23 protein-coding genes are annotated in these 25705 nt (G+C 57.1%); 8 read left to right on the forward strand and 15 right to left on the reverse strand.

The window, feature by feature from the left end; translation table 11 throughout:
- Positions 1-291 precede the first annotated feature (291 nt).
- Positions 292-888 (forward strand): transglycosylase SLT domain-containing protein, encoded by a 597-nt coding sequence (locus WG622_RS05630; protein WP_209358014.1) that lies wholly within the window; start codon positions 292-294, stop codon positions 886-888.
- Here WG622_RS05630 and WG622_RS05635 read toward each other — a convergent pair.
- The 4 genes from WG622_RS05635 to WG622_RS05650 all read right to left on the reverse strand — a co-directional run bounded on the left by WG622_RS05635 (position 885) and on the right by WG622_RS05650 (position 7263).
- Complete coding sequence (locus WG622_RS05635) at positions 885-1514, reverse strand: LolA family protein (protein ID WP_339402701.1); 630 nt, start codon at positions 1512-1514, stop codon at positions 885-887. The two genes, WG622_RS05630 and WG622_RS05635, sit on opposite strands and share 4 nt — an antisense overlap.
- Before the next feature lie 81 nt (positions 1515-1595).
- The gene (locus WG622_RS05640) at positions 1596-4448 is read right to left on the reverse strand and encodes a DNA translocase FtsK (protein WP_339402702.1); all 2853 of its coding nucleotides are present in this window, start codon (positions 4446-4448) and stop codon (positions 1596-1598) included.
- Positions 4449-4456: 8 nt separating this feature from the next.
- A complete protein-coding gene (locus WG622_RS05645) occupies positions 4457-5641 on the reverse strand; it encodes an aminotransferase class I/II-fold pyridoxal phosphate-dependent enzyme (RefSeq protein WP_339403000.1) in 1185 nt (394 codons plus the stop codon).
- A 284-nt stretch (positions 5642-5925) separates the two neighbouring features.
- Positions 5926-7263: an amidase gene (locus WG622_RS05650; protein ID WP_339402703.1), complete on the reverse strand. Its 1338-nt coding sequence runs from the start codon at positions 7261-7263 to the stop codon at positions 5926-5928.
- Between the two features lie 83 nt (positions 7264-7346).
- On the opposite strand from WG622_RS05650, the gene WG622_RS05655 reads away from it, so the two are divergent.
- Positions 7347-8561, forward strand: a complete 1215-nt coding sequence (locus WG622_RS05655) for an FAD-dependent monooxygenase (protein WP_209358010.1) — start codon at positions 7347-7349, stop codon at positions 8559-8561.
- On the opposite strand, the gene WG622_RS05660 is transcribed toward WG622_RS05655, so the two are convergent.
- The 5 genes from WG622_RS05660 to WG622_RS05680 all read right to left on the reverse strand — a co-directional run bounded on the left by WG622_RS05660 (position 8558) and on the right by WG622_RS05680 (position 12205).
- The gene (locus WG622_RS05660) at positions 8558-8743 is read right to left on the reverse strand and encodes a Trm112 family protein (protein WP_209358009.1); all 186 of its coding nucleotides are present in this window, start codon (positions 8741-8743) and stop codon (positions 8558-8560) included. The two genes, WG622_RS05655 and WG622_RS05660, sit on opposite strands and share 4 nt — an antisense overlap.
- Positions 8740-9384 carry an LON peptidase substrate-binding domain-containing protein gene (locus WG622_RS05665; RefSeq protein WP_209358008.1) on the reverse strand — a complete coding sequence of 215 codons (645 nt, stop codon included), beginning with the start codon at positions 9382-9384 and terminating at the stop codon, positions 8740-8742. The genes WG622_RS05660 and WG622_RS05665 overlap by 4 nt, the downstream gene beginning before the upstream one ends.
- Positions 9385-9411: 27 nt before the next feature.
- Complete coding sequence (locus WG622_RS05670; protein WP_339402705.1) at positions 9412-10326, reverse strand: tetratricopeptide repeat protein; 915 nt, start codon at positions 10324-10326, stop codon at positions 9412-9414.
- 136 nt (positions 10327-10462) lie between these two features.
- A complete protein-coding gene (locus tag WG622_RS05675) occupies positions 10463-11251 on the reverse strand; it encodes an exodeoxyribonuclease III (protein ID WP_339402706.1) in 789 nt (262 codons plus the stop codon).
- Positions 11252-11518: 267 nt separating this feature from the next.
- On the reverse strand, positions 11519-12205 hold the full coding sequence (locus tag WG622_RS05680) for a response regulator transcription factor (RefSeq protein WP_339402707.1): 687 nt from the start codon (positions 12203-12205) through the stop codon (positions 11519-11521).
- 162 nt (positions 12206-12367) lie between these two features.
- On the opposite strand from WG622_RS05680, the gene ribA reads away from it, so the two are divergent.
- Both ribA and WG622_RS05690 read left to right on the forward strand, forming a co-directional pair.
- On the forward strand, positions 12368-13459 hold the full coding sequence (gene ribA / locus WG622_RS05685; protein ID WP_339402708.1) for a GTP cyclohydrolase II: 1092 nt from the start codon (positions 12368-12370) through the stop codon (positions 13457-13459).
- A 5-nt stretch (positions 13460-13464) separates the two neighbouring features.
- Complete coding sequence (locus WG622_RS05690) at positions 13465-13965, forward strand: L,D-transpeptidase family protein (protein ID WP_339403001.1); 501 nt, start codon at positions 13465-13467, stop codon at positions 13963-13965.
- On the opposite strand, the gene WG622_RS05695 is transcribed toward WG622_RS05690, so the two are convergent.
- The 3 genes from WG622_RS05695 to WG622_RS05705 all read right to left on the reverse strand — a co-directional run bounded on the left by WG622_RS05695 (position 13962) and on the right by WG622_RS05705 (position 16719).
- A complete protein-coding gene (locus WG622_RS05695; RefSeq protein ID WP_339402709.1) occupies positions 13962-14615 on the reverse strand; it encodes a YggS family pyridoxal phosphate-dependent enzyme in 654 nt (217 codons plus the stop codon). The two genes, WG622_RS05690 and WG622_RS05695, sit on opposite strands and share 4 nt — an antisense overlap.
- Before the next feature lie 104 nt (positions 14616-14719).
- Entirely contained in the window at positions 14720-15583 is an 864-nt protein-coding gene (locus WG622_RS05700; protein WP_339402710.1) for a porin, read from the reverse strand.
- A gap of 308 nt (positions 15584-15891) precedes the next feature.
- Positions 15892-16719: a porin gene (locus WG622_RS05705; protein ID WP_339402711.1), complete on the reverse strand. Its 828-nt coding sequence runs from the start codon at positions 16717-16719 to the stop codon at positions 15892-15894.
- A gap of 341 nt (positions 16720-17060) precedes the next feature.
- Here WG622_RS05705 and WG622_RS05710 point away from each other — a divergent pair, with 341 nt between their 5' ends.
- Positions 17061-17558 carry a DUF3576 domain-containing protein gene (locus tag WG622_RS05710; RefSeq protein WP_339402712.1) on the forward strand — a complete coding sequence of 166 codons (498 nt, stop codon included), beginning with the start codon at positions 17061-17063 and terminating at the stop codon, positions 17556-17558.
- Between the two features lie 15 nt (positions 17559-17573).
- On the opposite strand, the gene WG622_RS05715 is transcribed toward WG622_RS05710, so the two are convergent.
- Positions 17574-18848 carry a glycosyltransferase family 4 protein gene (locus WG622_RS05715; protein ID WP_339402713.1) on the reverse strand — a complete coding sequence of 425 codons (1275 nt, stop codon included), beginning with the start codon at positions 18846-18848 and terminating at the stop codon, positions 17574-17576.
- Positions 18849-19027: 179 nt separating this feature from the next.
- Here WG622_RS05715 and leuS point away from each other — a divergent pair, with 179 nt between their 5' ends.
- Genes leuS through holA form a run of 3 tightly spaced genes read left to right on the forward strand, consistent with a single transcriptional unit; the run spans position 19028 to position 23143 of the window.
- Positions 19028-21637, forward strand: coding sequence for a leucine--tRNA ligase (gene leuS / locus WG622_RS05720; protein WP_339402714.1), 2610 nt, complete (start codon positions 19028-19030; stop codon positions 21635-21637).
- Positions 21624-22121, forward strand: coding sequence for an LPS assembly lipoprotein LptE (gene lptE, locus WG622_RS05725; RefSeq protein WP_339402716.1), 498 nt, complete (start codon positions 21624-21626; stop codon positions 22119-22121). Before leuS ends, lptE begins: the two co-directional genes overlap by 14 nt.
- Complete coding sequence (holA, locus tag WG622_RS05730; protein WP_339402718.1) at positions 22118-23143, forward strand: DNA polymerase III subunit delta; 1026 nt, start codon at positions 22118-22120, stop codon at positions 23141-23143. The genes lptE and holA overlap by 4 nt, the downstream gene beginning before the upstream one ends.
- A 14-nt stretch (positions 23144-23157) precedes the next feature.
- Here holA and WG622_RS05735 read toward each other — a convergent pair whose 3' ends face one another.
- Complete coding sequence (locus WG622_RS05735) at positions 23158-24318, reverse strand: TIGR03862 family flavoprotein (RefSeq protein WP_339402719.1); 1161 nt, start codon at positions 24316-24318, stop codon at positions 23158-23160.
- A complete protein-coding gene (locus tag WG622_RS05740) occupies positions 24315-25634 on the reverse strand; it encodes a mechanosensitive ion channel family protein (protein WP_339402720.1) in 1320 nt (439 codons plus the stop codon). Before WG622_RS05740 ends, WG622_RS05735 begins: the two co-directional genes overlap by 4 nt.
- Between the last annotated feature and the right edge of the window lie 71 nt (positions 25635-25705).

Genomic DNA, 25705 nt, shown 5'->3' on the forward strand with positions numbered 1-25705 from the left:
GGTGCGCGCAACTTCACTGACATGTTCAATGCTCTGTCCGAGATTTGCGATCTCTACTCGCCACAAGAGTGCTGGAACTACTTTACGGCTGCCGGATATGTCTCAAATTAAAGGTCGGACGCTTTAGGCGGAAACACACTGTCTCTTTTCAGACCGGCGGAACTCGGGGGAAATCGGGCAGATGTGTTGCAATTCAACACTTTGTTACGCGGGTTTTCGCCAATTTTGTTTCCATATGAGGGACAGGTTTGGTAGATTAGTTCCAAACAAAAAACACATAGCGAGGGGCCGATGAGCAGATTCTTTCGCGCACTGATCATTTTGATGGTTGTCGCCTCTTGCGGCAGTCGTGGTGACAATACGGCACCGCGTAATTTGGATAATGCCTGTTCCATCATTAACGAGCGGCCGCATTATGCGCGTGCTTTCCGCAATGCAGAGCGCCGCTGGGGCGTGCCCGCGCATGTGCAGATGGCGACGATCTACCAAGAGAGCAAGTTCAAATCCCGCGCCCGCACGCCGTATCGCTATGTGCTGGGTGTTTTGCCGATGGGCCGCGCGAGTTCCGCTTACGGCTATGCGCAGGCCGTCGATGGCACTTGGGATGAATACCGCCGCTCTGCAGGTCGCTGGGGCGCGAAACGGGATGATATCGGCGACGCCACGGATTTCATGGGCTGGTACATGAGCAAGTCCAAATCTGGCCTTGGTATTCCACTGAATGACGCGCGCAACCAGTACCTCGCCTACCACGAGGGCCGCACAGGCTATAAACGCGGCACCTGGCGCAACAAAGACTGGCTGGTACGCATCGCCGGAGAAGTCGCCTCGCGCGCAAATATGTACGAGCGTCAGCTGGCCACCTGCCGTCGCTATCGCCGCGCTTAACGATTTTCCTCAGGCACCAGCTCGTCGATCATTTTCGAGATGTTGAACATCTGATTGTCGATTTCAACGTCCTCGTTGAAATCATCAAGCGCGACCATCGTGTTCCCACCATGCGCGTCAAATGTCACCCATCCCTTGAGGGTCGTGGGGTTTGAGGTAAACCGCAGCTGGATCGAGCCATGTTCCGGACGCTTTGGATCCATGGCCTCCACGTAAGTGTGGTTGCCATCAAACCCATGGCCGACGACCATTTTCTGATCCGTCAGATCCACATTGCGTTCCAGCAACAGCCACAGTGGTGTGCGCCGCACCGGATAACGTTCTGGCGGCTGGTTGGACTTTTTGTCAAAGATCGCAAGACTGCCACCAAAGGCCATCATCAGGCCTGCGTCCGGTTCATCATACTCCAGCCGAATACGGCCAGGTCGTTTCAGCCACAAAAGCCCAGTCGAAATCGAGTTATCCCAGTTCACCTGCGTAAAACTGGTTTCCACCGATCCCAGATCATTCAGATAGGCCGAGAGTTCCTCTAGCGAGAGCTCACGTTGCTCGCCGTCTTGAGCGAGAGTTGCAAGCGGAAGCGCCGCGAGGAGCGAGGCTGCGATAAGTAGGCTGCGTCGTTTCATATCTCTAACCTATGCAAGAAAGGCGCGAGGAACACCCCGCGCCTTTTCAGGTTTCTGTGACTGCGGCAGGAAACCGCCGTCTTAATGCTGTTCCGGCACGAGGATCTCGCGCTTGCCCACATGGTTGGCCGAGGACACCACGCCTTCGTCTTCCATCTGCTCGACCAGTCGCGCGGCCTTGTTGTAGCCGATCGCCAGTTTGCGCTGGATATAAGACGTCGAGCATTTGCGATCCTTGATCACAATGGCCACCGCCTGATCGTAAAGCGCGTCTTCACCGTTGGTGTTGCCACCAAGGCCTAGCACCGCATCGATATTGTCAGCTTTCTCTTCCGCAGGCCCATCGACCACGCCCCCGACATATTCCGGCTCACCGAAGGACTTGAGGTGGTTCACAATCTCTTCGACCTCTTCGTCGCTGACGAACGGACCATGGCAACGGGTGATCTTTGCACCACCCGCCATGTAGAGCATGTCGCCCATGCCCAAAAGTTGCTCGGCGCCCATCTCGCCCAGGATCGTGCGGCTGTCGACTTTCGACGTGACCTGGAAGGAAATCCGCGTCGGGAAGTTGGCTTTGATCGTCCCCGTAATCACGTCCACCGACGGACGCTGGGTCGCCATGATGATGTGAATACCCGAGGCTCGCGCCATCTGTGCCAGACGCTGAATGCAGGCTTCGATCTCTTTGCCCGCGACCATCATCAGGTCGGCCATCTCGTCCACGACAACCACGATATAAGGCATCTTCACCGGCTGGATCGACTCGGTTTCAAAGATCGGCTCGCCGGTCTCATCGTCAAAGCCCGTCTGAACCGTGCGCTCGAACATCTCGCCGCGTTTCAAGGCATCCTCGACCCGGCTGTTATAGCCGTCGATATTGCGCACGCCCATCTTGGACATCTTGCGATAGCGATCTTCCATCTCGCCCACGGTCCACTTCAGCGCCACAACCGCCTTTTTCGGGTCGGTCACAACGGGGGACAGAAGATGCGGGATGCCGTCATAAACCGAGAGTTCCAGCATCTTTGGATCGATCATGATCATCCGGCATTCTTCCGGTGTCAGCTTGTAAAGCAGCGACAGGATCATCGTGTTGATCGCCACAGACTTACCAGAGCCGGTCGTACCCGCGATCAGCAGGTGAGGCATCTTAGCGAGGTTGGCCACAACCGGATCGCCGCCGATGTCCTTACCCAAGGCCAGAGGCAGCTTGCGATTGCCTGCTTCATACTCGCGGCTGGATAGGATCTCGCGGAACGCCACCATCTCGCGTTTGTCGTTTGGCAGTTCGATCCCGATCACAGATCGTCCTGGCACGGTAGACACACGCGCTGACAAGGCAGCCATAGAACGCGCGATGTCATCGGCCAACCCGATCACACGGCTCGCTTTCAAACCCGGCGCGGGTTCGAGTTCATACATGGTCACAACCGGACCCGGACGCACCGAGACGATCTCACCCTTGACGCCATAGTCGTCCAGAACGGTTTCCAGCATACGCGCGTTTTCCTCGAGCGCTTCGTCGCTGAGGTGGTGACGCTCGATTGTGTCAGGGCTGGTCAACAGGGACAAAGGCGGCAGCTCGTAGGCCTGCGCGTTGTCTTCAAACGCCAGTTGCGGCTGGGCTTCGGCCTTGGCACGCGCCGAAGGTTTCGTAGCCTTGCGGGTGTGTTGCACGACCTTCTTTGGTTCGCTAACCGGAACCTGCGGCGCTGTACGTTGCACAGGGATATGCGGCACGGCGGGTTCGATCTCTTCAACCAGCGGCTCCTCTTCAACCGGTGCCATTGGGATGTCCAACGTTGGCTCTGGCGGAACCATCGCTTTCGCAGTCAGCGGAGGCTCTGCACGGAAGCCAGCCTCAGCCGCTGGCGTCATAACGACTTGCTCTTGCTGTGGCGCAGGCGCTGCGGCCTGACGGGCCATATCCAGATCCTGCGCATAGACCGGCTGGCGATTGCGCAGGCGGGATTTCACCACATCCGCGATCTTTTCTTTGATGCGATCTTCACCCGGCAGGGCCTCGACATGTGCCACCGGAGTGGCCTCGACGAGCTCAGGTTCTGGCATCTCCTCAGGCATTGGTTCGGGCCGTTTCACAAGGCCAGGCACGCGCGCCAATAGGCTCGGACGTTCTTCTTCGATATAAGGCTCTTCGTCTTCATAGACGACCTCATCACCGACGGCCTCAGCCCATCCGTTCTGCTGCATCGCAGCCGCATGTGCTTCGCGTCGATCCTGACGGCGCGCCTGCACCGCGTGCGCCGCCGCGACCGCACCATGCGCGCCACGACCCAAGGCGGTCATCAATGTCGCATAGCTCATAATGACGCCAACGATCAGGAACTTCGTGCCCCAGCGCAGTTCAGGACCCGTCACGCCCATGACGAACAACAAGAGGAACAGGGCTGCAATGCCAAAGATCACGGACATGAGTTTCAGACCAATCGCAGCGCTCATCGGTAGGAAATTCAGAACGGCACCCAGAATGGTATCGCCAAAGAGGCCTCCCAGTCCAAAGGCATGGGTCCACCCCGCGCCCGGCACGAGAGTCGCCGCATAAACAGAGGCCACAGCAATCGCGATGGGTGCGAAAATCACACGGCTGAGTGCCTGATCTTCACCGATATGAAAGGCAAAGCGCATGCCCCAGGCTATTGCGATCAGCGCAATCCCCCAGCTGCCGCCGCCAATGATCATAAAGAGAGGTGCCGCCAGCGATGCGCCAAAACGGCCCAAGAGGTTCTGAACCGGCGCGTCCGTCGCGCTCATCCAGTTGGGGTCATCCGGCGTGTAGGACCCGATCATCCCCGCCGCCAAAAGCCCAACAACAACCAGAGCGATCCCGATCAGCTCTTTGCCGCGCCGTTCAATCGCCGCCTGCATATCGCTGTCAAACAGTGGATCCCGACCTCGTGCCTGATACGCCATCTTTACCCTCAATCTTCTTTATAAAGACAGTCCCGCAGCGTTCTCAGCGCGGCTTCGACGTCTTTTATTGGGGCCACCAAAGCGACCCTTATATAGGTTTTGCCGGGGTTCTCCCCGTTCACGTCCCGGCTCAGATACGCGCCCGGAAGCACGCGGATGCCGGTCTCTTTCCACAGCTTTAGGGCCGCGGCTTCGCCGTCTTCGACGGGCAACCAGAGGAAAAATCCTGCCTGAGGGCTTAGATAGCCTGGCAGCCCCTGGAAAATTTGATCTGCGATGTCGAATTTCTCCGCGTACAGACGGCGGTTTTCTTCGACATGGGCTTCGTCTGCCCAGACCTTCTCTGCGACGCGCTGCAACGGCAGGGGCAGAGGCGCACCCGAATAGGCGCGCAGTTGTTTGATACGTTTGATGCTCTCGGGGCCACCGGCCACAAAGCCCGACCGCAGACCCGGCAGGTTGCTGCGTTTGGACAGCGAGTGGAAAATCAGAACCCGTTCGGGGTCTGCGCCCATGTCTTTGGCGACCTCAAGCGCGCCTTTAGGTGGCGTGTCGCGATAAATCTCGGAATAGCATTCATCCGCAAAGATCTGGAAATCATGCTTTTCGGCCAGAGCGATCAGATCGCTCAGATAGGCTTCGCTCGCGACCGCACCCTGCGGGTTGGAGGGCGAACAAATGTAAGCAATCGCTGTGCGGTCGAGCACCTCGGCGGGCAGGCTCGCATAATCCGGCAGAAACCCGTTTTCAGCAGGCGCTGGCACAAATTCGATATCCGCACCAACAGAGATCCCTGCGATCATATAGACCTGATAAAACGGGTTCGGCGTCAGAATGACGGGCTTCGCGCCATTCTTGGTTTCAGGACACAGCGCCATCGCCGCGTTGTACAACCCTTCACGCGTGCCGTTCAGCACCATGATTTGACTGTTCGGATCAACCTTCACGGAAAACCGACGATCAATCCAATCGGCAATCGAGGTCAAAAGCTCGGGCGAGCCGTCATTGGGCGGGTATTTGTTGAAGCCAGCCATGTTCTCGGCCAGCACGTCTTTGATCCAATCAGGGAAGGCGTGTTTGGGTTCGCCGATTGTCATATGGACAATGGGACCCCCAGGTTCATGGGAATCCAATAGGGCGCGCAGACGCGGGAACGCATAAGCCGGAAGGTTCGAAAACCGCTCGGGAAACATATTCAAACTGCCTCGTTTTCGGGATCATTTTCGCCCCGTTGCAGTCAATCTACCGAATTTTGCCTCTCAGGTCCAGAAAAACAACGCGACTCCAAACGGTTGTGGCATGCGCGCCAACCGCGCCAAAGCTGACCCGCGAGGGAGCGGCTGGGACGTGGCTTTGTCCATTTTTCGGTGCAAAGGGCATCTGTGCAGGCTGCCTTGCGAAACAGAGGCCTAAAAGCTGCCCCATGGGGGTGGGTCAGCTTTGGCGCGGCGGCCTGTCGGCCTTGAGACCGCGCTGATTATTTTGCCGCGGTAAGTGCCTGTTCTGCGGCGGCGGTCACCCTCAGCAAACGCTCTTCCTCAAACGGAGCTCCAAGGAACATGATCCCGCAGCTTGGAACGCCTGTCGGCAATGTCACTCCACAGAGCCCCATAAGGTTTCCAATCCGCGTATTTCGCAGCGCCATCAGGTTTTCCTGCACGTAGTAATCTTTGTCGGTCTCAAGCCGATGCACCTCGGGTGGCAGGATCGGAGACGTCGGACAGATCACCGCATCAAATCCGGCCGTGCGACTGTGCCAGACCTCGCGGATGGCGTTCAACTCATCCCATGCGCTCACATAATCAGCGCCCGAAAACTGCCCACCGGCACGGAACCGGTCGCGAATTTCCGCGAACATAGCATCCGGATTGGCCTCGATTGCGTCCCGCCAAAGCCCATACGCCTCTGTGGTAAACAAGACGCCCGACAACGCCATAGCGCGTTCGAGTTCAGGCACTTCGATATGCACCACGCTCGCCCCTGCATCCCGCAGGACATCTACGGCATATTCAAACCCGCGCGCCGGGCCATCGCGCAAGTCCTCCATGCCAACCGTGTCGATGATCGCAAACCGCCGCCCTTTCAGGCTGGCATTGCGCAGGTCCGCCGGAACGCCACCTTCAAGCATGGCCAAAGCCAGAGCTGCGTCTTCGACCGTGCGGCAAAGAGGACCGATCGTGTCGAATTTTTTGCACAGCGGCACAGTGCCAGTGTCATCCAACCGCCCCCAAGTCGTCTTGAGCCCCACCAGATCATTCCAAGCCGACGGAATCCGCACCGACCCTCCGGTGTCAGACCCAATCGCCATAGGCGCGAGGTCAAAGGCCACAGAAGCCGCCGCACCTGACGACGACCCCCCGGGCACGGCGTTTTTGTTATTGATACAAGGCGGAGTCGCGGTGATGGGATTGTACCCAAGTCCCGAAAACGCCAGCTCGGACATATGCGTCTTGCCCAGACACACAAGGCCCAGAGACGTCGCCGTCTGCAACACCTTGGCGTCCACGGTCGGCACGCGATCTTTCAACAAAGCCGATCCGGACTCGGTCGCAACGCCCTCGGTATCAAACAGATCTTTCCAACTGACAGGCACCCCATCCAGCGGCGACAGCCGTTCCCCTGCCCGCGCCCGCTCCGCAGCTGCTTCGGCCTCGGCCATCGCGCGATCATAGGTCACGCGCGCATAGATCCGATCCTTGTGGTCACTGCTGTCAATCGCCCCCAAAAACGCCTGCGCCAGCGCCACCGGATCAATCGCCCCGTCGCCAATTTCACGCCCCAACTGCGCAGCACTCATCTTGAGCCACTCAAACATGCCCATCCCCTCGGAAATTTTCTGAACGGTAGCGGCCCAAAGGCGCATGGACAATCCCGAAGTGAGACGCATATTGAGAAGCAATGACGCATGATTTCGATATCCTCATCGCTGGTGGAGGCCTAAACGGCCCTGCCCTCGCCCTCGGCCTTGCCCAAGCTGGGTTTTCTGTGGCCATCGTGGATGCACGGCCCCAAACGGCGCGTGCTTCGGATAATTTCGACGGGCGTGGCTATGCGCTGGCTTTGGCCTCAAAACGCCTGCTGAATGCCATCGGTGTTTGGGACAGCGTCGCGGCGGATACACAGCCCATGCTTGATATCAAAGTCAGCGACGGGCGCGCAGGCGAAGGCCCCTCGCCATTCTTTCTGCATTTTGATCACAATGAAATCGAAGAAGGCCCTATGGGCTTTATGTGCGAAGACCGCTTCCTCTATCGCGCCTTTCAGACGGCTTTGGCGAAGGCAGACGGGATCACTCAGATCAACGAAGATTCGGTCTTTGATCAAGAGACTACGGCAGTCGGCGTTCAGGTCACATTGGCCTCTGGCAAAACACTTTCGGCGAAATTGCTTGTTGGATGTGATGGCAAACAAAGTAGTGTTGCCATGCGCGCGGGCATAAAACGCACCGGATGGGCCTATGGCCAAACAGCTCTGGTCTGCGCGATCCAGCACGAACTGCCCCACAACGGCGTCGCACATCAATTCTTTATGCCGCCCGGCCCTCTGGCGATCCTGCCTTTGCCTGGCAACCGCAGCTCGATCGTCTGGTCGGAAACCGCTGAAAACGCAGCCGCCATCCATGCGCTCAGCGACGAGGATTACCTCGCGGTCCTGCGGCCTCGTTTTGGCGATTTCCTCGGAGAAATTTCCCTTGCGGGCGCGCGGTTCACCTATCCGCTGGGCTTGAGTGTGGCCAATGATTTCGTCGCCCCCCGCGTGGCCTTGGTCGGAGACGCGGCCCACGGGTTACACCCCATCGCAGGTCAGGGCCTCAACGCAGGTCTGCGCGATGTCGCGGCTTTGGTCGAGGTCCTAAGCGACGCCAAGTCCCGAGGCGAGGACTTTGCGGCGATTGACGTTTTGGAGCGTTATCAACAGTGGCGACGGTTCGACACATCGACCCTTGTGGCCGCGACCGACCTCACGAACAAGCTGTTTTCAAACGACAATCCATTGCTGCGCATGGGTCGTGATATCGGAATGGGGGTCGTGAACGCAATCCCCGGCCTACGTCGCACTTTCATTCGCGAAGCTGCAGGCCTCACCGGAGACCTGCCACGTCTGATGCGTTAATCGTCCAACTCGCGCGCTTCGCCGACCAACATAATCGGAATGCCATTGCGGATCGGAAAGGCCAGACCCGCTTTGCGCGACACCAATTCCTGCGCCTCGGCATCATATTCCAAGGTGCTTTGCGTGCGCGGGCAGATCAAAGCCTCTAGCATATGCGGGTCAAAAGACGGCGTGTCGCTCATTGAATCAAATCCTCTTGCGTGCCGCCTCGTAGCGCAAATTCCATGAGCGTCACAAGCGTTTCCCGTCGCGTCCCCAGAGACGGCGCCTCCAGCAGAGCCTGCTTATCCTCTGGCTGGAAATCAAGCATCATCGACAGGGAATTGATCAGAAGCTCATCATCGGCTTCTTCGAGCGTTTCCCAATCGGTCGACAATTCCCGACTGTCAAAGAACCGCTTCAACAACTGCAAGAACCCCGGGCGCTCAAAGGCCGGATCTTTCTCTGAGCTGCCAAGGTCGCGCGCAAAATCTTCCCAGCGCACCTGACAACGCCGATACGGCTGAAAGCCGGACAACTCTTGTTCCACCCGAAACCGCGAAATCCCCGTCAGAGTGATCATATAGCGCCCGTCTTCGGTTTCGGAAAACTGGGTGATCCGGCCGGCGCAGCCAATCTGATGCAATGCGTCCTCGCCGCCATGCCCATGCACCGCAGGCTGGATCATCGCAATCATCCGTTCGCGCGTTTTCAGCGCATCGTCCAACATTGCCAGATACCGCGGCTCAAAGATGTGCAACGGCAGCCGCGCGCGCGGCAAGAGCAACGCGCCCGGCAAGGGAAAGATCGGTACGATTTCGGGAAGGTCCGCAGCTTTGAACATGCTCAAAAGTTTAGCGCGGTTTCCAGATTAGGCAAATATCATAGAGCTCAGCTTGCGGCGCCCATTCAGAACCACCGGATCATTGGGCTGAAGCGCATCAAAAATCGTGAATAGCTGCGTTTTCGCCGCGCCATCATTCCACTCACGATCCAAACGGAAGAGGTCCAACAGCGTGTTCACGGCAGCCTCTGCATCACCTGCTGCATGCTGCGCCTGCGCCAGATCCAAACGCGCCTGATAGTTCTCTGGCTCGGCCTCAACCAACGCCATCAACTCAGCTACTGGTCCCGCATTTTCAGCCTGCCGTGCCAGTTCAATCTGCGCAAAAACCGCTTCGATCTCCTGAGCATCCGCGATCTCGGCCGGTGCGCCATTCAGCACGGCTTCGGCCTGATCCACTTCGCCCAACGCCAAATGCGACCGCGCCAGGCCGCCAAAGGCCGCCGCATTATTGGGATCCTCGCCCAAAATCGCCGCAAAGGTCTGCGCTGCGTCCGTCGCCTCACCAGCCTCGAGCATCTCCTCAGCGGCTGCCAAGGCGTCACCCAGCCCACCATCTGCAGACCCACCAGATTGCTCAACAACCCGAGCCACAAAAGCGTCGATCTCAGACGGTGGCACGGCCCCCTGAAACCCATCAATCGGCTGACCTTGATAGAACGCATAGACCGTCGGGATAGACTGCACCCGCATCTGACCCGCGATCATCTGGTTCTCGTCCACATTGACCTTCGCCATGGTGACCGCGCCCTTGGCTTTGGTCACTGCCGCCTCAAGCGCTGGTCCCAACGTCTTGCACGGCCCACACCAAGGCGCCCAGAAGTCCACAATCACCGGAGCCTGCATCGAGGCCTCGACCACGTCCTGCATAAACGTCGCCTCAGAGACGTCTTTGATCAGATCCCCTGCCGGGGCGTCGCTACCTTGTCCAAGCTCGAGCATTGTCTGGCTCCATAATCATAAGTTACGGCCTATATGGCGATTTTGCGCATGCATGCCAAGGGATACAGTCCCTTTTTCTCTTGCCCAAAATATCCCGGGGGAGCCCCGAAATCGGGGTGGGGGCAGAGCCCCCTAATCAGATATCAAATGTCGCAAAAACCGGCGCGTGATCACTCGGCTTCTCCCATCCGCGCGCATCCCGCAAGACACGGCTGGAATGGCCCGCATTGGAAATATCCGGCGTGGCCCAAACGTGATCCAAACGCCGCCCCTTATCGGCCGCATCCCAATCCTTGGCACGGTAGCTCCACCAGCTATATAGCCGCCCCTCCGGGATATCCTGACGCGTGATATCAACCCAACCGCCCGCGTCTTGCGTTTCCGCCAGATGCTCGACCTCAATCGGGGTATGGCTAACCACCTTCAACAGCTTCTTGTGATCCCAAACGTCATCCTCACGCGGCGCGATATTCAAGTCGCCAACAAGGATGGATTTCTCAGGCTTTTCCGCGTGAAACCAGTCCCGCATGTCGGTCAGATAGTCGAGCTTCTGCCCAAACTTCTCGTTTTTCTCGCGGTTCGGCTCGTCTCCGCCCGCGGGAACATAGAAATTCTGAACGGTCACGCCATTCTCAAGCTTACCCGCCACATGGCGCGCGTGGCCCAGATTTGCGAAATCCTTGTCGCCTGCGTCCACCATCGGGATTTTCGACAGGATCGCCACGCCGTTATAGCCCTTCTGCCCTCGTGCAACCATATGGGTATAGCCAAGCGCCGCGAAGCCTTCGGTCGGAATCTTCTCAACCGGGCTTTTGCATTCCTGCAAACACAGAACATCCGGCGCCTCTTCTTCCAAGAGCTTCAGGACAATCGGTTCCCGAAGGCGCACAGAGTTGATGTTCCAGGAGGCAAGGGTAAAGGACATAGGCAAATCTCACGGTTTGTGTTGATCGCACTCTAGCCAGCAGAGCCCTAAGTGGCCACGCGAAATCACACCCCTGCTGACAGTTTCAGGGCACAAAAAAAGGTCCGGATCAAATCCGGACCTAGTCCAACAGGGAGGTGCATATCTTAACCCGGATATGCGCGGTATCACCAAAAGGTTGTATTTACTGTGTCACAAGAGTGCGAAAACTGTCAATTCGAGCATGCTTATGGATGCTTAAATTTTCGCAAATGCGGCGTTCCCGCCCTATGCAACCAGTCGATACCCCCCGGATTCGGTCACCAGAAGCCGCGCATTTGACGGATCCGGCTCGATCTTTTGACGCAACCGATAGATGTGTGTTTCCAACGTGTGGGTGGTGACACCAGCGTTATATCCCCAGACTTCATGCAATAGGATATCACGGGCGACCACGCCGTCGGTGCTGCGATAGAGGAACTTCAGAATGTTGGTTTCTTTCTCAGTCAAACGGATCTTGCGATCCTCTTCGGTCACCAAAATCTTCATCGCAGGCTTGAACGTATATGGCCCAAGCGTGAACACGGCGTCTTCGCTCTGCTCGTGTTGCCGCAGTTGCGCGCGGATCCGCGCCAGCAGCACTGGGAATTTAAACGGTTTGCTCACATAGTCGTTCGCCCCCGCATCCAGACCCAAAATCGTATCTGCATCGGTATCGTGACCGGTCAACATCAGGATCGGGCTTTTGACGCCTTGCTTGCGCATCAGGCGACACAATTCGCGGCCATCCGTATCAGGCAAACCCACATCAAGAATAATCAGATCAAAAAGACCCTCTTTGATTCGCCCCATGGCCTCAGAGCCATTGCCAGCTTCAAAGACATCGAAGTCCTCGGTCATCACCAATTGTTCCGACAGGGCCTCACGCAGGTCCTCGTCATCGTCTACCAGTAGAATTTTCTTGAGCTGAGCCATCGGGTCCTCCTCATTCGGTTTCCAAAGACTTGAGACCGGAAGACAATTTTCTCAAGGTATGCTGCAAAAACTTCACGTGGACGTGTAAATCGCGCGGGAATTGTTTCACAATACGTCAAAAGAACAGTACATCTGCGGCCCTAAACTACCGAAAGTATTTCAATGAGTTTCGCGCCAAACATCCTTGAACTCATCGCCCGCGCCCGTTCTGACCTGCGCATGGGCGTGCCTGTAATCATGACCGGAGAGGGCCAGGCGCTCTTGGTGGCCTCGGCCGAAACCATGTCTGAAGAGCGTCTGACGGATTTTCGCGGATTGGCGCCAGACCTTGTTTTGGTCATTACAGCACGGCGTGCCGAAACACTGAAAGCACGGGTCTATGACAAAGACATCGCCCGTATCCGCATGCCCGCAGACGCAACCACGCGATGGGTGCATTGTGTGGCAGATCCCTCGGATGACTTGATGATGCCCATGAAAGGCCCTCTGGCGGTCGAGCGGGATGGCAATGTCGCGCTGCATCAAACTGCCATTTCCTTGGCTAAGTCAGCTCAGCTTTTGCCTGCCGTTGTGGTGTTGTCTCTGCGTGACGCAGGGAACTTCGCGCTTGAACATGGCCTGACAATCGTTCCCGCGTCCCTCGCAGCGGCCAATATGGCAGCGGCGCATCAGATGGATTCCGTGATTCACGCAGGCCTTCCCATGCGCGCTGCAGAATCGGGACGGTTGCACATCTACCGCCCGGATGACGGTGGTGAAGAACACTATGCGATTGAGATCGGCAAACCCTCCCGCGACAAACCAGTCTTGGCACGGCTGCACTCAGCCTGTTTCACTGGCGACGTTCTGGGATCGCTGAAATGCGACTGTGGCCCTCAGTTGAACGCGGCTTTGATGCAAATGGGACGCGTTGGCGAAGGTGTGCTCTTGTACCTCAACCAAGAAGGCCGCGGCATCGGCTTGGCCAATAAAATGCGCGCTTACAGCCTGCAGGACCAAGGCTTTGACACGGTTGAAGCCAACCACCGTCTTGGGTTTGAAGACGACGAACGGGACTTCCGCATTGGCGCTAGCATATTGAAAAAGATGGGTTTTTCATCCGTGAAACTCTTGACGAACAACCCACGCAAGATCGCGATGATGGAAAACGAAGGCATCAAAGTGACCGAACGCGTCGAGCTCAAGGTCGGTGAGAATCGCTTCAATTCCGCCTATCTCGCGACCAAGGCCGCGAAGTCCGGGCATCTCTTGTGAGCGACATGCGCCTGATGCCTCAGGGGCTCTGGTTCTTAGGCCGGCGGTTTCCCTGCGCGATTGGTAAGGGCGGCATTCGAGTTCAAAAACGTGAGGAAGACGGGGCCACGCCCGCGGGGAGGCATCGCATTGTCGGCATGATGTATCGCGCTGATCGTCTGGCCCAACCTCAGCCCTGGGCCGCGAAAATTGGCCCGCAGGATTTATGGTCAGATGCGTCTGACGACCCTGCCTACAACCAACTGGTTCGCAAACCCTATGCGTTTAGCCACGAGGTAATGCGTCGCGCAGACCCTCTCTACGACATTGTTTTTATTACAGATTACAACCATCCAAATTCGCGCCCAGGGCACGGATCCGCGATCTTCCTGCACCAATGGCGTAGACCGCGGTTTCCGACAGAAGGCTGCATTGCGCTGCGACGTGATCACCTTAAATGGATCGCAGAGAGAGTACCGCAGGGTGCTTTACTGGAGATCTCGCAAAGTTTGGCGTCAGACGCCTAGCCGTAATCCCGAGCCCCAAATATCGCAGAACCCACCCGCACATGGGTCGCCCCAAAGCTCACGGCCTTTTCAAAATCGCCGCTCATGCCCATCGACAGGCCTTTTAAACCATTGCGCTCAGCAATCTTGGCGAGAAGTGCGAAATGCAGGCTAGGCTCTTCGTCGACAGGTGGAATACACATCAAGCCTTTTATAGGTAGATCCAAGTCGCGGCAGTCTTTGACAAACCCATCGGCTTCCTTCGGCAAAATGCCTGCTTTCTGAGGCTCCTCCCCAGTATTCACCTGAACGAACAGGTCAGGGCATGCACCCAATTCCTGCGCCAAACGGGCCAGAGTGTTCGCGAGTTTTGGGCGATCAAGTGAATGAATCACTTCAAACAACCCCACCGCTTGCCGCGCCTTGTTTGTTTGAAGCGGGCCCAGCAGATGAACGGAAGTTCCCGCAAAGGTTTCTCGGAATGCGGGCCATTTTCCCGCGGCTTCCTGCACCTTGTTTTCGCCGAAAACCCGGTGTCCTTGCTCCAGAACCGCTTGAACACGCTCATTCGGCTGAACTTTGGACACGGCGATTAGCTCAGTGCTCCCCGGCGCACGCCCCGCCTCAGCTTCAGCTTTCGCAATGCGCTCTTGAATTTCAACGAGTGACATGTGGGCCCCTTGGCAAGTTTCGCTGCACCGAACACCAATTTGCGACAAAAGAAAAGGGCGGCTCGAGTGAGCCGCCCTAAAATTGGGTCTTCTTGTTCTAAGAATTAGAACTTGAAGGAGATACCCAGATCTGCGCGCTGGTCGCCGCTAACTTCGCCGAAGCCGCCAGCCAGAGTTGCGCCGCCCAGGTCGTATGCAACACCGATGCCGTATGCGTCTGCTTTAGTACCAGCAGTGTCACGCTCTGCGTAAGCTGCAGTTACAGTCAGATCGCCGGTGGTGTAGGATGCGTCGATGCCCCAGCCGTCTGCGGAAGCGTTGGCGACTGCTGCGGTTGGATCGGTGTCGTAGAAGGAATCTGCGTAAGTTGCGTTCACAGAGAATGCGCCTGCAGAGTAGCCTAGAGTGACAGTCGCAGTGTTGTCGAATGTACGGTCTGCGTAGCCAACGGATACGGAGAACGCGTCAACGGAACCGGACAGGGAGATCGCGTACTCGTCGTTAGAGGAGTCTGCGGATACTGCAACAGCGATGTCACCGAAGGAGTAGTCGAAGCGAACGTCGTCGGAACCGGTTTCACGCAGTACGTCAACGATGTCGTCAACACCCAGACCGTCGAATCCTACGTCTGCGATGCCGCCTACGTCGTTTGCTTCGCCAATGTTGCCAACAGTCAGAGTCAGACCCTCGTAGGAGATGAATACTTCTGGATCAGAAGCACCACCGCCAGTGACGTGAGCGGAGTTATTGGAATCTGCGTCCAGATCAACGGAAGCACCGAAAGAGATGCCGCCGTCGGTCTCGCCAGAGCCTTTAACGTCGAAATCGATTTCGTTTTTGACGATCGTGTTGCCTGCGGCTTCAGAGTAGTACAGACCCATGTTTGCGGAACCAGAGATGGTAACTTCCGCAGCTGCAACACCAGCGGTCAGGACCAGCGCGGTGGAAGCAAAGAGAACTTTTTTCATAGTTTTTCCCTCGGATTGAAATTTAGATCCCCAACCGCGTTTGCCGGTGGGTATGACGCTGTTTGGCTTTTTTGCCTGAGTCTATCAATGGTTCAGTTTTAATATTCTAAAGTATAGTAAAAAGTGTGTGAAAGATGTCGCATAGGGGTATTTGAGATATGCTTTCGATTATTTCTTAATATCCCTTTCACTTTGGCTGAAAACCAAAAAAAGACCGAGCTTTTGCTCGATCTTTCAGTCTTTTCTATGGAAAAGAAAAAGGGCGGCTCCGAGGAACCGCCCTAATATGGATTCTTCAGCTTCTAATATTAGAAGGAGAAGGAAACACCCAGGTCTGCAACGGAGACGCCTTTTGCATCACCGAAGCCGCCTGCCAGTGTTGCGCCGCCCAGGTCATAAGCGAAGCCAATGCCGAAAGCGTCTTGATCGCCTGCGCCGTTGTTGTCTGCATAAACCGCAGTCACAGTCAGGTCACCGGAGGTGTAAGAAATGTCGATGCCTTGGCCAGTGTTGGTGCCGTTATTGACATAGAACAGGTTCGCGGAGACCGCGCCAGCGGAGTAACCGATGGTTGCAGTGGTCGTGTCGTTCGCGCCATTTTCTGCGTAACCGAGTGCATAGGAGAATGCATCGATTGAACCATTCACACCCAGTGCCCAAGTGTTTGTGCCGCTTGTGGAGTCCATAGACATCGCAACATTGACGTCTCCGAAGGAGTACGCAACGTGTACGTTGCGAGCAGCAAAGGCACCGATTTCTGCAGAATTATCAATACCGATTTCGTCGAAGCCAACGTCTTTCAGACCGCCTTGAGCGCCCGCGCTACCTACTGCGCCAACGGTCAGAGTCAGACCTTCGTACGAGATGAAGACTTCTGGGTCATTTGCGCCAGTGCCAACATCTGCGCCGGCGACTGTGTTTGATTGGGAAGCGTCCAGATCTACGGATGCACCGAAGCTGATGCCGGAATCTGTGGAACCGCTACCTTTGACGTCGAAGTCGATTTCATTGGTGACAGAGGTTACACCACCAATGGACTTAACACCCATGTTTGCGGAACCAGAGATGGTTACGTCTGCGGCTGCAACACCTGCGGTCATGACCAGCGCGGTGGAAGCAAAGAGAACTTTTTTCATTTTGTTTTCCCTCGGATTTTCTAAATTTCAAACCCTGGCCGGACCGTCCAAGCAGGGCACGAAGCCTGCATCGCTGCTTTCAGAGGGCGTTTTCAAGCGCGGCAGATCGGCCCCATTTACACCCGCATTTTTTGGTGCATCATTGTCACACTTTTTCTGCTAACTTATTCTATTGATTATGTTTTTTACTATTCTAAAGTATATGTGAGTATCTAAAGTATAGATTCCATTCGGGGTCGCACACGCGCCACAGCTGGGCGGTGACTCGGGGAAAAACCTTGCTCTGTTTACACCGCTTATATAGGACGGAGTGCAGATGGTTTTTTCGTAAGGACAGGACTGTGAACAGCGTCGCAAGATTTTCGATTTCGGTCATTGCCCTGTCGGCTATGACAGCCTGTGGCGGCTTTCGCCAAAATTCCCAATCCGCAGACGACTATGGTCAGGGTGAAGGTGGCAACACGACATTTGCCGCAACACCTGTTCAAGAACGGGAAACAACGATCTGGGAGATCTTTGCGCCTTCGAACGAAGAAGTTGAGCTTAAGGTCAACAAATACATCTGGACGGCCTCGCTTGAGACACTTGATTTCTTACCAATTGAATCCGTTGACCCGTTTTCCGGTGTAATCACGACGGGTTACGGCACACCTCCGGGGGGCGGCCAGGCTTATCGCGCGACGATTTTTGTGCGTGACCCGGCGCTGGATGCACGCTCTTTGCATGTCGCAATGCAACGCAGAAACGGACGCGCTGTGCCTGATTCAACCGTACGCGCGGTTGAGGACGCGATTCTTGCGCGGGCACGTCAGCTGCGTATTCGCGACGGACGCTTCTAAAGCGCAGTCTCGCTCTCAGGTTTTGAAGTCCCAAGGCTCAGCCGATCCGGCTGGGCTTTTTTTGAGGCTGTCGATCCAATGCAGTTGTTTCGGCAAAGCGATCGTTGTCAGGTCATAATTTGCGACGACATGTGATCGCGCGTGGCGCCCCAGTTCCGATCGCAATTGAGGATCCTCCAGAACCGTGCGGATTTCCTTAGCCAGGGCCTTTGTGTCAAAGAAGTCGACCAATCGGCCTGTTTCGCCATGTGCGATCACTTCGCGCACCGGCGCTGTGTCACTTGCCACAATGGCGGCCCCGCAGGACATGGCTTCGAGCAAAGACCAGCTGAGCACGAAGGGATAGGTCAAATAGACATGTGCTGAGGACACCTGCAGCAATGAAAGAAAGCGATCGTAGGGGAGTTTGCCTAAAAACTGCACCCGCGCCCAATCTGCGTCGGGGATCTGAGGGCGCACTTCTTCGGTAAAAATCGCCTTCCACGTTCGACCATCAGGCGCCGCCGGCCCGTAGGACCTTTCTTCTCCGCCGACAATCAGCACATGCGCGTCAGGCGACTCGCGTAGAATCTGAGGCAAGGCCCGCATGAAGACATGAAACCCCCGATAGGGTTCCAGATTGCGGTTCACAAAGGTGATGACCTGATCTTTTCTGGTCACTTGACCTCCGTCTGGCAATTCGAAGACCACGTCCGGGTTCGGCTTTGCCACCTCAGTATCGATGCCATCGTGAATCACTGAAATCCGGTCGCGGAACGCCTTGGGAAAGCTTGAGGCCTGAAAGTCCGTGGGACAGATGCCCATATCGCCGAGCGGTAGGTGCAGGTGATTGTTCACATTCTTCATGCGAATCCTCTGCGCGGCCATAGCGTCATCCGCGCGCGCAAATTCCGGATCAAATCCGGAATCCGCCGCATTCGCCTGATAGAAAAGCTCATAGTAAAGCCCGATGCGTGCCTCAGGCCAGATATCACGCAGAAACAACGATTCCCCCCAGCCAGGGTGCGCGACGATCACATCTGGCGTGAAACCCGAGGCCTTGAGCTGCATCGCAGCCATCATACAGGCTTCGCCACGATGGAGTTTGGTATTCAGATCCACCAACCAAGGATGCACCCCATCCCCCGGTTTGCGGGTGATTTGATAGGGCAGGATCCGCACGCCCTTCCAATCCATTGGCTTTTTCACACGCAGAGTCAGGGCAACACAATTGTCCCCACGGGCGGCCAAGGCGGGGGCGAGATTCTTAAACTGGCCGGGAAAATTCTGATGGATGAATAGAATGTTCATAAAAATTCCTGCTCGGCCTACGCGCTTTATCGCTTTTCTCCCTTATAGAATCGTGAACCTCGCCCCCAAAGCCCCAATTTTCACGCAAAGCGCTGGACCATGGCATCCGCCTCGCCTATCACCTTCGCGACCACGACTTACGGCCCAAAGGGCCAGACGAGATGAAAGGGAATTTCGGCATGACGCGCTACACCCCCGCCGAGATCGAAGCAAAATGGCAAGCGGCTTGGGAGAAAGCCTCGGTCTTTAAGGCTGAACGCGATCCTGCGAAGCCAAAATACTATGTGCTCGAGATGTTCCCTTATCCGTCGGGCAAGCTGCATATGGGCCATGTGCGCAACTACACGATGGGCGATGTGATCGCGCGTTATAAGATGAGCACGGGCCACAACGTCCTGCATCCCATGGGCTTTGACGCTTTTGGCATGCCTGCGGAAAACGCGGCAATGGCCTCGGGTGGTCACCCCAAGGATTGGACCTATTCCAATATCGACACGATGGTCGATCAGATGAAGCCTTTGGGGCTCTCCTTGGATTGGTCGCGCATGTTTGCCACCTGTGACGTGGAGTATTACGGCCAGCAGCAGGCACTGTTCCTGGATATGCTGGAAAAAGGCCTGGTCTATCGCAAGAACGCGGTCGTGAACTGGGATCCGGTCGATATGACCGTTCTCGCCAATGAGCAGGTGGAAAATGGGCGCGGCTGGCGCTCTGGCGCTCTGGTCGAACGGCGCGAGTTGACGCAATGGTTCTTTAAGATCTCGGACATGTCCGAAGAGTTGCTGTCTTCGCTGGACGACCTCGACAATTGGCCTGCCAAAGTGCGTCTGATGCAGGAGAACTGGATCGGCAAGTCGCGCGGGTTGCAATTCACATTCAAGTATTCCGATAGTGAAGATGCCTCGGTTTTAAAGCTGACAAATTTCACTGACAGAAACACTGACGGAATCGAAGTCTACACAACCCGCCCTGACACGCTGATGGGCGCGTCCTTTGTGGGCATCTCTCCTGATCACCCAATTGCCAAACAGCTTGAGGCCGAACGCGCCGATGTCGCCGAATTTGTTGCCGAATGCCGCAAAGGCGGCACCACCGAAGAGGCCATCGAGACCGGAGAAAAACTGGGCTTTGACACCGGCATCAAGGTGAAACACCCGCTCAATCCCGATTGGGAGCTGCCGGTCTGGATCGCGAACTTCATTCTGATGGACTACGGCACGGGCGCGATCTTTGCCTGTCCGGCGCATGACCAACGCGACCTCGATTTCTGCCGCAAATACGACCTGCCCGTCATCGACACCTTCTTTGCTTTGGACAATGACACTCCGGTCGCAAACGAAGCCTTTGTGCCGCCGAAAACTGAAAAGGTGCGCTGGGTGAACCATTTCGCAGGCCTCACAGAGGCCACCGGCGAAGAGGCGATCAACACCACCGTTGATTTCGCAGAACAACAAGGCTGGGGCAAAGGCGTCACAAAATACCGCCTGCGCGACTGGGGTCTCTCCCGCCAACGCTATTGGGGCTGCCCGATCCCTGTGGTCCACTGCCCGACCTGCGGCGTCGTGCCTGAAAAGAAAGAGAACCTGCCCGTCGAGCTGCCCTATGACGAAGACGGCAAAGCCATCGATTTCTCGGTCCCAGGCAACCCTCTGGACCGCCACCCAAGCTGGCGCAATTGCTCTTGCCCGAAATGTGGCGGCGACGCGCAGCGCGAAACCGATACGATGGACACTTTTGTGGATTCATCCTGGTACTTCGCGCGCTTCACCGCACCGCGCGCGACCACGCCAACCGAGCAAGCGGATGCCGACTATTGGATGAACGTCGACCAATATATCGGCGGCATCGAGCACGCGATCCTGCATCTGCTCTATTCCCGCTTCTTTGCCCGCGCAATGAACATCACCGGTCACCTGCCCGAAAAATCCAAAGAGCCCTTTGACGCGCTCTTCACCCAAGGCATGGTGACTCACGCGATATACAAGCGCGAAGGCAGCAATGGCCGTCCGGTCTACTACTATCCAGAACAGGTCGAGTTGCGTGACGGCAAAGCCTTCCTCAAAGAGGACGGCTGTGAGGTCGACATCGTGCCCTCCGCCAAGATGTCAAAATCCAAAAACAACGTAGTCGACCCGCTGGCAATCATCTCGGCCTATGGCGCAGACACCGCTCGCTGGTTCGTACTGTCTGATTCGCCTCCGGAACGTGATGTGGAGTGGACAGCTTCCGGCGCTGAGGCCGCTTATAAACACCTCACCCGTGTCCACCGTATTGCAGCCGAAGCTGCGGCAAGCGAAGAACAAGCGAACGCGAATGATGAGCAGCTCCTACGAGAGATGCACAAAGCCATCCGCGATGTGACGCTTGGCGTAGAAAGCTTTGGCTTCAACGCCTCAATCGCGAAACTTTACGGCTTCACCAACACCCTCGCGAAATCCAAAGCGGGCGCAGACGCCAAAAAAGAAGCCGCCAAGACCCTGGCCCAACTGATGGCCCCCATGACACCACACTTAGCAGAGGACATGTGGCAGCTCTTGGGCGGAGACGGCCTCGTCATCCACGCCCCATGGCCTGTTGCCGACGAAGCCATGCTGGTCGAAGCAAACGTCACGCTTCCGATCCAGATCAACGGCAAACGCCGCGCGGAAATCTCGGTTCCTAAGGATATGCCGAAGGAAGAGGTTGAAAAAATCGCGCTGGCGCAGGAAGCTGTTGCCAAGGCGCTGGACGGGGCCCAGCCCAAGAAATTGATCGTCGTCCCCGGACGGATTGTGAATGTGGTTATCTAAACTCTCTCGCCGCTTCGTTTTGATCGGCGCAGCCGCAAGCCTCACCGCATGCGGCTTTACCCCAGCCTATGGCCCGGACAGCGCCGCTAATCGCGTTCTTAGCCAGATCGCGGTGGACGAGATCAAAACCAGCGATGGGTTCCATCTGGTCCGCCAGTTGGAACACCGCTTGGGTCGTTCGGCCGCACCGAAATTCGGCCTCTCCGTGGCGCTCACCACCCGCGAAGAAGGTGTCGCTGTTACATCCGACAACCAAACCACACGCGTCGAAATCTTTGGGGACGCCACCTTCGCCCTGCGCCAGCTCAGCGACAACGCTGTCCTGCTCTCAGGCAAGACCCGCAGCTTCACCGGCTATTCCACCACCGGCGTCACAACTTCAGAGCTCGCCTCTGAACGGGACGCGCGTGAACGCCTGATGGTGATCCTTGCCGACCAAATCGCCACACAACTGATTGCACGCGCTGGCGAGCTGCCGGAATGAAGCTCAGCCCCCGCGAGGCGCGCGGCTATTTCACCAAACCCGATCCCAGCCGCACGGGCATCCTGATCTATGGCCCCGACGCCATGCGCGTCGCCCTCAAACGCCAGGACCTCATTGCAGCCCTCATTGGCCCCCAAGGCGAAGAGGAAATGCGCCTCACCCGCATCCCAGCGGGTGATCTGCGCAAAGACCCAGCGATTCTGATCGACGCGATCAAATCCATCTCTTTTTTCCCCGGTCCCCGCGTAGCCTTCGTCGAAGACGCCACCGATACCGCAGCCCCGGCCATCCTCGCAGCGCTTGAGGATTGGTCCACAGGCGACGCCCAGATCGTAGTCACCGCAGGCCAGCTCAAAGCCAGCTCCAAGATCCGCAAGGCTTTTGAGAACCACAACAACGCCTATGCAACGGCGATCTACAACGACCCGCCCAGCCGTGAGGACATTGAGGCCGACCTCGCCAAAGCCGGCCTCACCCAGATTGATCGCGAAGCGATGACCGACCTCACCAATCTGGCCAAAGCGCTGGATCCCGGCGACTTCCGCCAAACGCTCGAGAAACTCGCGCTCTACAAACACGGCGATGCCACAGCCGCCACCTCAGATGACGTCGCCGCCTGCGCGCCCACCTCGACTGAGGCCGCGCTCGACGACATGCTCAATATCGTCGCCGAAGGTCGTGCTCAGGAAATCGGCCCCGTCATGGCGAAACTCAAAGCCCAGGGCACCCAGCCCGTCGGCCTCTGCATCGGTGCCACACGCCACTTCCGCGCGCTCTATGCGGCCGCGTCTGACCCCGGCGGCGCGTCCCAAGGCATATCTCGCATGCGCCCGCCGATCTTTGGCCCGCGCCGAGACCGCATGGTCCGCCAAGCCCAAGGCTGGGGCGCGCCAAAACTAGAACAAGCGCTCACGATCCTAACAGACACCGACCTGCAATTGCGTTCCGCCAACCAAAGCGCCCCGGCAATGCCGCTGGTCGAACGCGCGCTCCTGCGTCTCGCGATGCTCAGCCGTCGCTAAAACGTTTCGCGAAACTATTCTTGTTGGAGGCGTTTCGCAGCCGATAGCCCAGCCCAGCGTCCTGTCGCTAAACATCCGGTCAAGAGATACCCGCCCGTCGGGGCCTCCCAATCCAGCATTTCTCCGGCGGCAAAAACACCCGGGCGGTCCCTGACCATCAGAGCATCGTCGAGAGCATCAAACTGCAACCCACCCGCCGTCGAGATGGCCTGATCTATCGGCTTTGGGCCTTTCATCCCCACAGGCAAACTCTTGACCAAGGTTGCCAAGTCATCCGGCAACGGGCGACCAAACTCCATCAAAAGCGCCTGCTTCACCGCATCCAACTTGAGCGTTTTGCGGAGATAGTTGCTCAAACTGGCCTTGCCTCGCGGTTTGGCTAAACGTGCACGTACGCCGTCTGGCGAAAGATCCGGCACCAGATCCAGCGTCAGCTCAGCGCCCTCTCGCAGCGCCTTAGACACAGCATAGATCCCGCCACCCTCAATACCGCTTTCCGAAATCACAAACTCTCCACGCACACGCTGATCCCCGGCCAGCAAAGCCACAGACTTCACCGGCGCGCCAAAGTGCTTGGCCATATGCTGGGACCAGTCGATCTCAAATCCCATGTTCGCCGGTTGAAACGGGGCGACGGGCAGCCCCGCGAACCCAGCCCACGCCCCATCAGACCCCAACCGCGCCCAGCTCGCGCCGCCGCAGGCCAAGACAACCACTTCGGGGTGAAACGTAACCTCGCCCTGTGGTGCCTCAAACACATAGCCGTCTTGCGGACCCACCCAGCGATGTCGTGTTCTGATTTCGACACCTTGCGTCGCCAGCCGTGCAAGCCAATTGCGCAGCAGGGGCGAGGCCTTCATTACCTTGGGAAACACCCGCCCACTGGAGCCCGTAAACATCTCTTGCCCCAGAGCCTCGGCCCAAGCAATCGCGTCCTGCGGCCCAAAGGCTTCAAGCATCGGACGCAGTTGCGGAGCCGCCTCGGAAAAATTCGCAAGAAAGGGCGCGAAGGGCTCGTCCTTAGTCAGATTGAGCCCAGACTTCCCCGCCATCAAAAACTTGCGCGCGACCGAAGGCTTGGCCTCGGCCACCACCACAGGGTGGCCTGCTGCAGAGATCATATCCGCCGCCATCAGCCCCGCAGGCCCGCCTCCGATGATCAGAGCGCCTTTCATGCGTCAGACGGAAGGCTGCCTTTGATCTCCACGACGCGATGCGGATAGGGGATCTCGATGTCGTTGTCTTTCAGCGCGTTCCAGATCGCAAAGAGCACTTTCGGCGTGAACTTGTTTTTACCGTCATCGATCCCGTTGACCCAGAACTCCACCGCGAAATCGATGCCGCTGTCGCCGAAACCGCGCAGCTCACAATCAGGACCGTCGGGGTCATCCAATACGAAATCCAACTTCGCCACCGCGGCCTCAATAATATCCGGCACTTTGTTGATATCGGTGTCGTAACTCACCGAGAACGGCGCTTCATAACGGTTGGCAGAGCCGCTGTCTGAGAAATTCACAACCCGCGTTGTGATGAAATCCTCATTCGGGACAACAATCCAGCGTCCGTCAAAGGTCTCGAGAATAGCCGCCCGCGCGGTCATTTTGACAATGGTCCCGGCCTCACCGCCGTCGAGCTCGACGTAGTCACCGACGGTCGCCTGCCCCTCGAGCAAAAGGATCACGCCCGAAATAAAGTTGCTGGCGATCTTTTGCAGACCAAAGCCGAGGCCCACGCCAATGGCACCACCAAGAACGGCCAAAGAGGTCAGCGAAATGCCCATGATGTTCATCAACAAGAGGAAGGCCACGCCGAAAATCGCGATCTCGCTGGCTTTGGTGGCCAGTTCGCGCATGGCGGGGCGCATGTCTTCTTGCTTTTGGATCATTGCCGTGGATTGGGCGTTGGACCAGCGGCCAAGCCAGAAGATCACGCCACCGATGATTAGGAAGCGTACAAGGAACAACAGCGAAAAGCTGAGGTTGCCCAAAGGCACGATTGTCGCGTCCAGTTGCGCGGTGACAAAGCCCATCAGGCCCAGCGCATAGAGCGCCGCGATCGGGATCAGGAAATATTTACCGATCGTCTTGAACAGGGGGTCCTGCACAACCTCTTTGACCAAAATCCGCACCGCGATGAACAGAATAACCCGGTTGCCAAAGGCAATAACCGCGCCGGACCCAAAGATGCTGCGGGTGATATTTTCGCCAACGTCCGTGAAGGCATAGGCCAGAAGCGGGAAGAGCAGCGGAACGAACTGAGCTAGGAACCGGCGCGCTTTGGCGAAAATGCTGTCGTTGTCTTCCGCGGGTGTCAGCCATCGAGTCAGCGGATCGCGCAGTTTACGACTGACCCAAAGCGCGGCGAGGAAGGCCACGACCAACAGCGCGAATTGTGACCAGGCCGCGGGGCTTAGCAACCATTCCTGCGCCAGATCCCAGCCCTGAGCGAGATAGGACAATGCAGTCTGGATGATCTCTGGTTGGTTTTCCATAGCGCGGGCCCTCATCACTCGGTTCTTCGGTTTTTCTTGCCCTCTCGCGCGCCAAAGCTCAAGACAAAGAG

The organism is Cognatishimia coralii, from assembly GCF_037478305.1.
In the GTDB taxonomy this organism is placed as follows: Bacteria; Pseudomonadota; Alphaproteobacteria; order Rhodobacterales; family Rhodobacteraceae; genus Cognatishimia; species Cognatishimia coralii.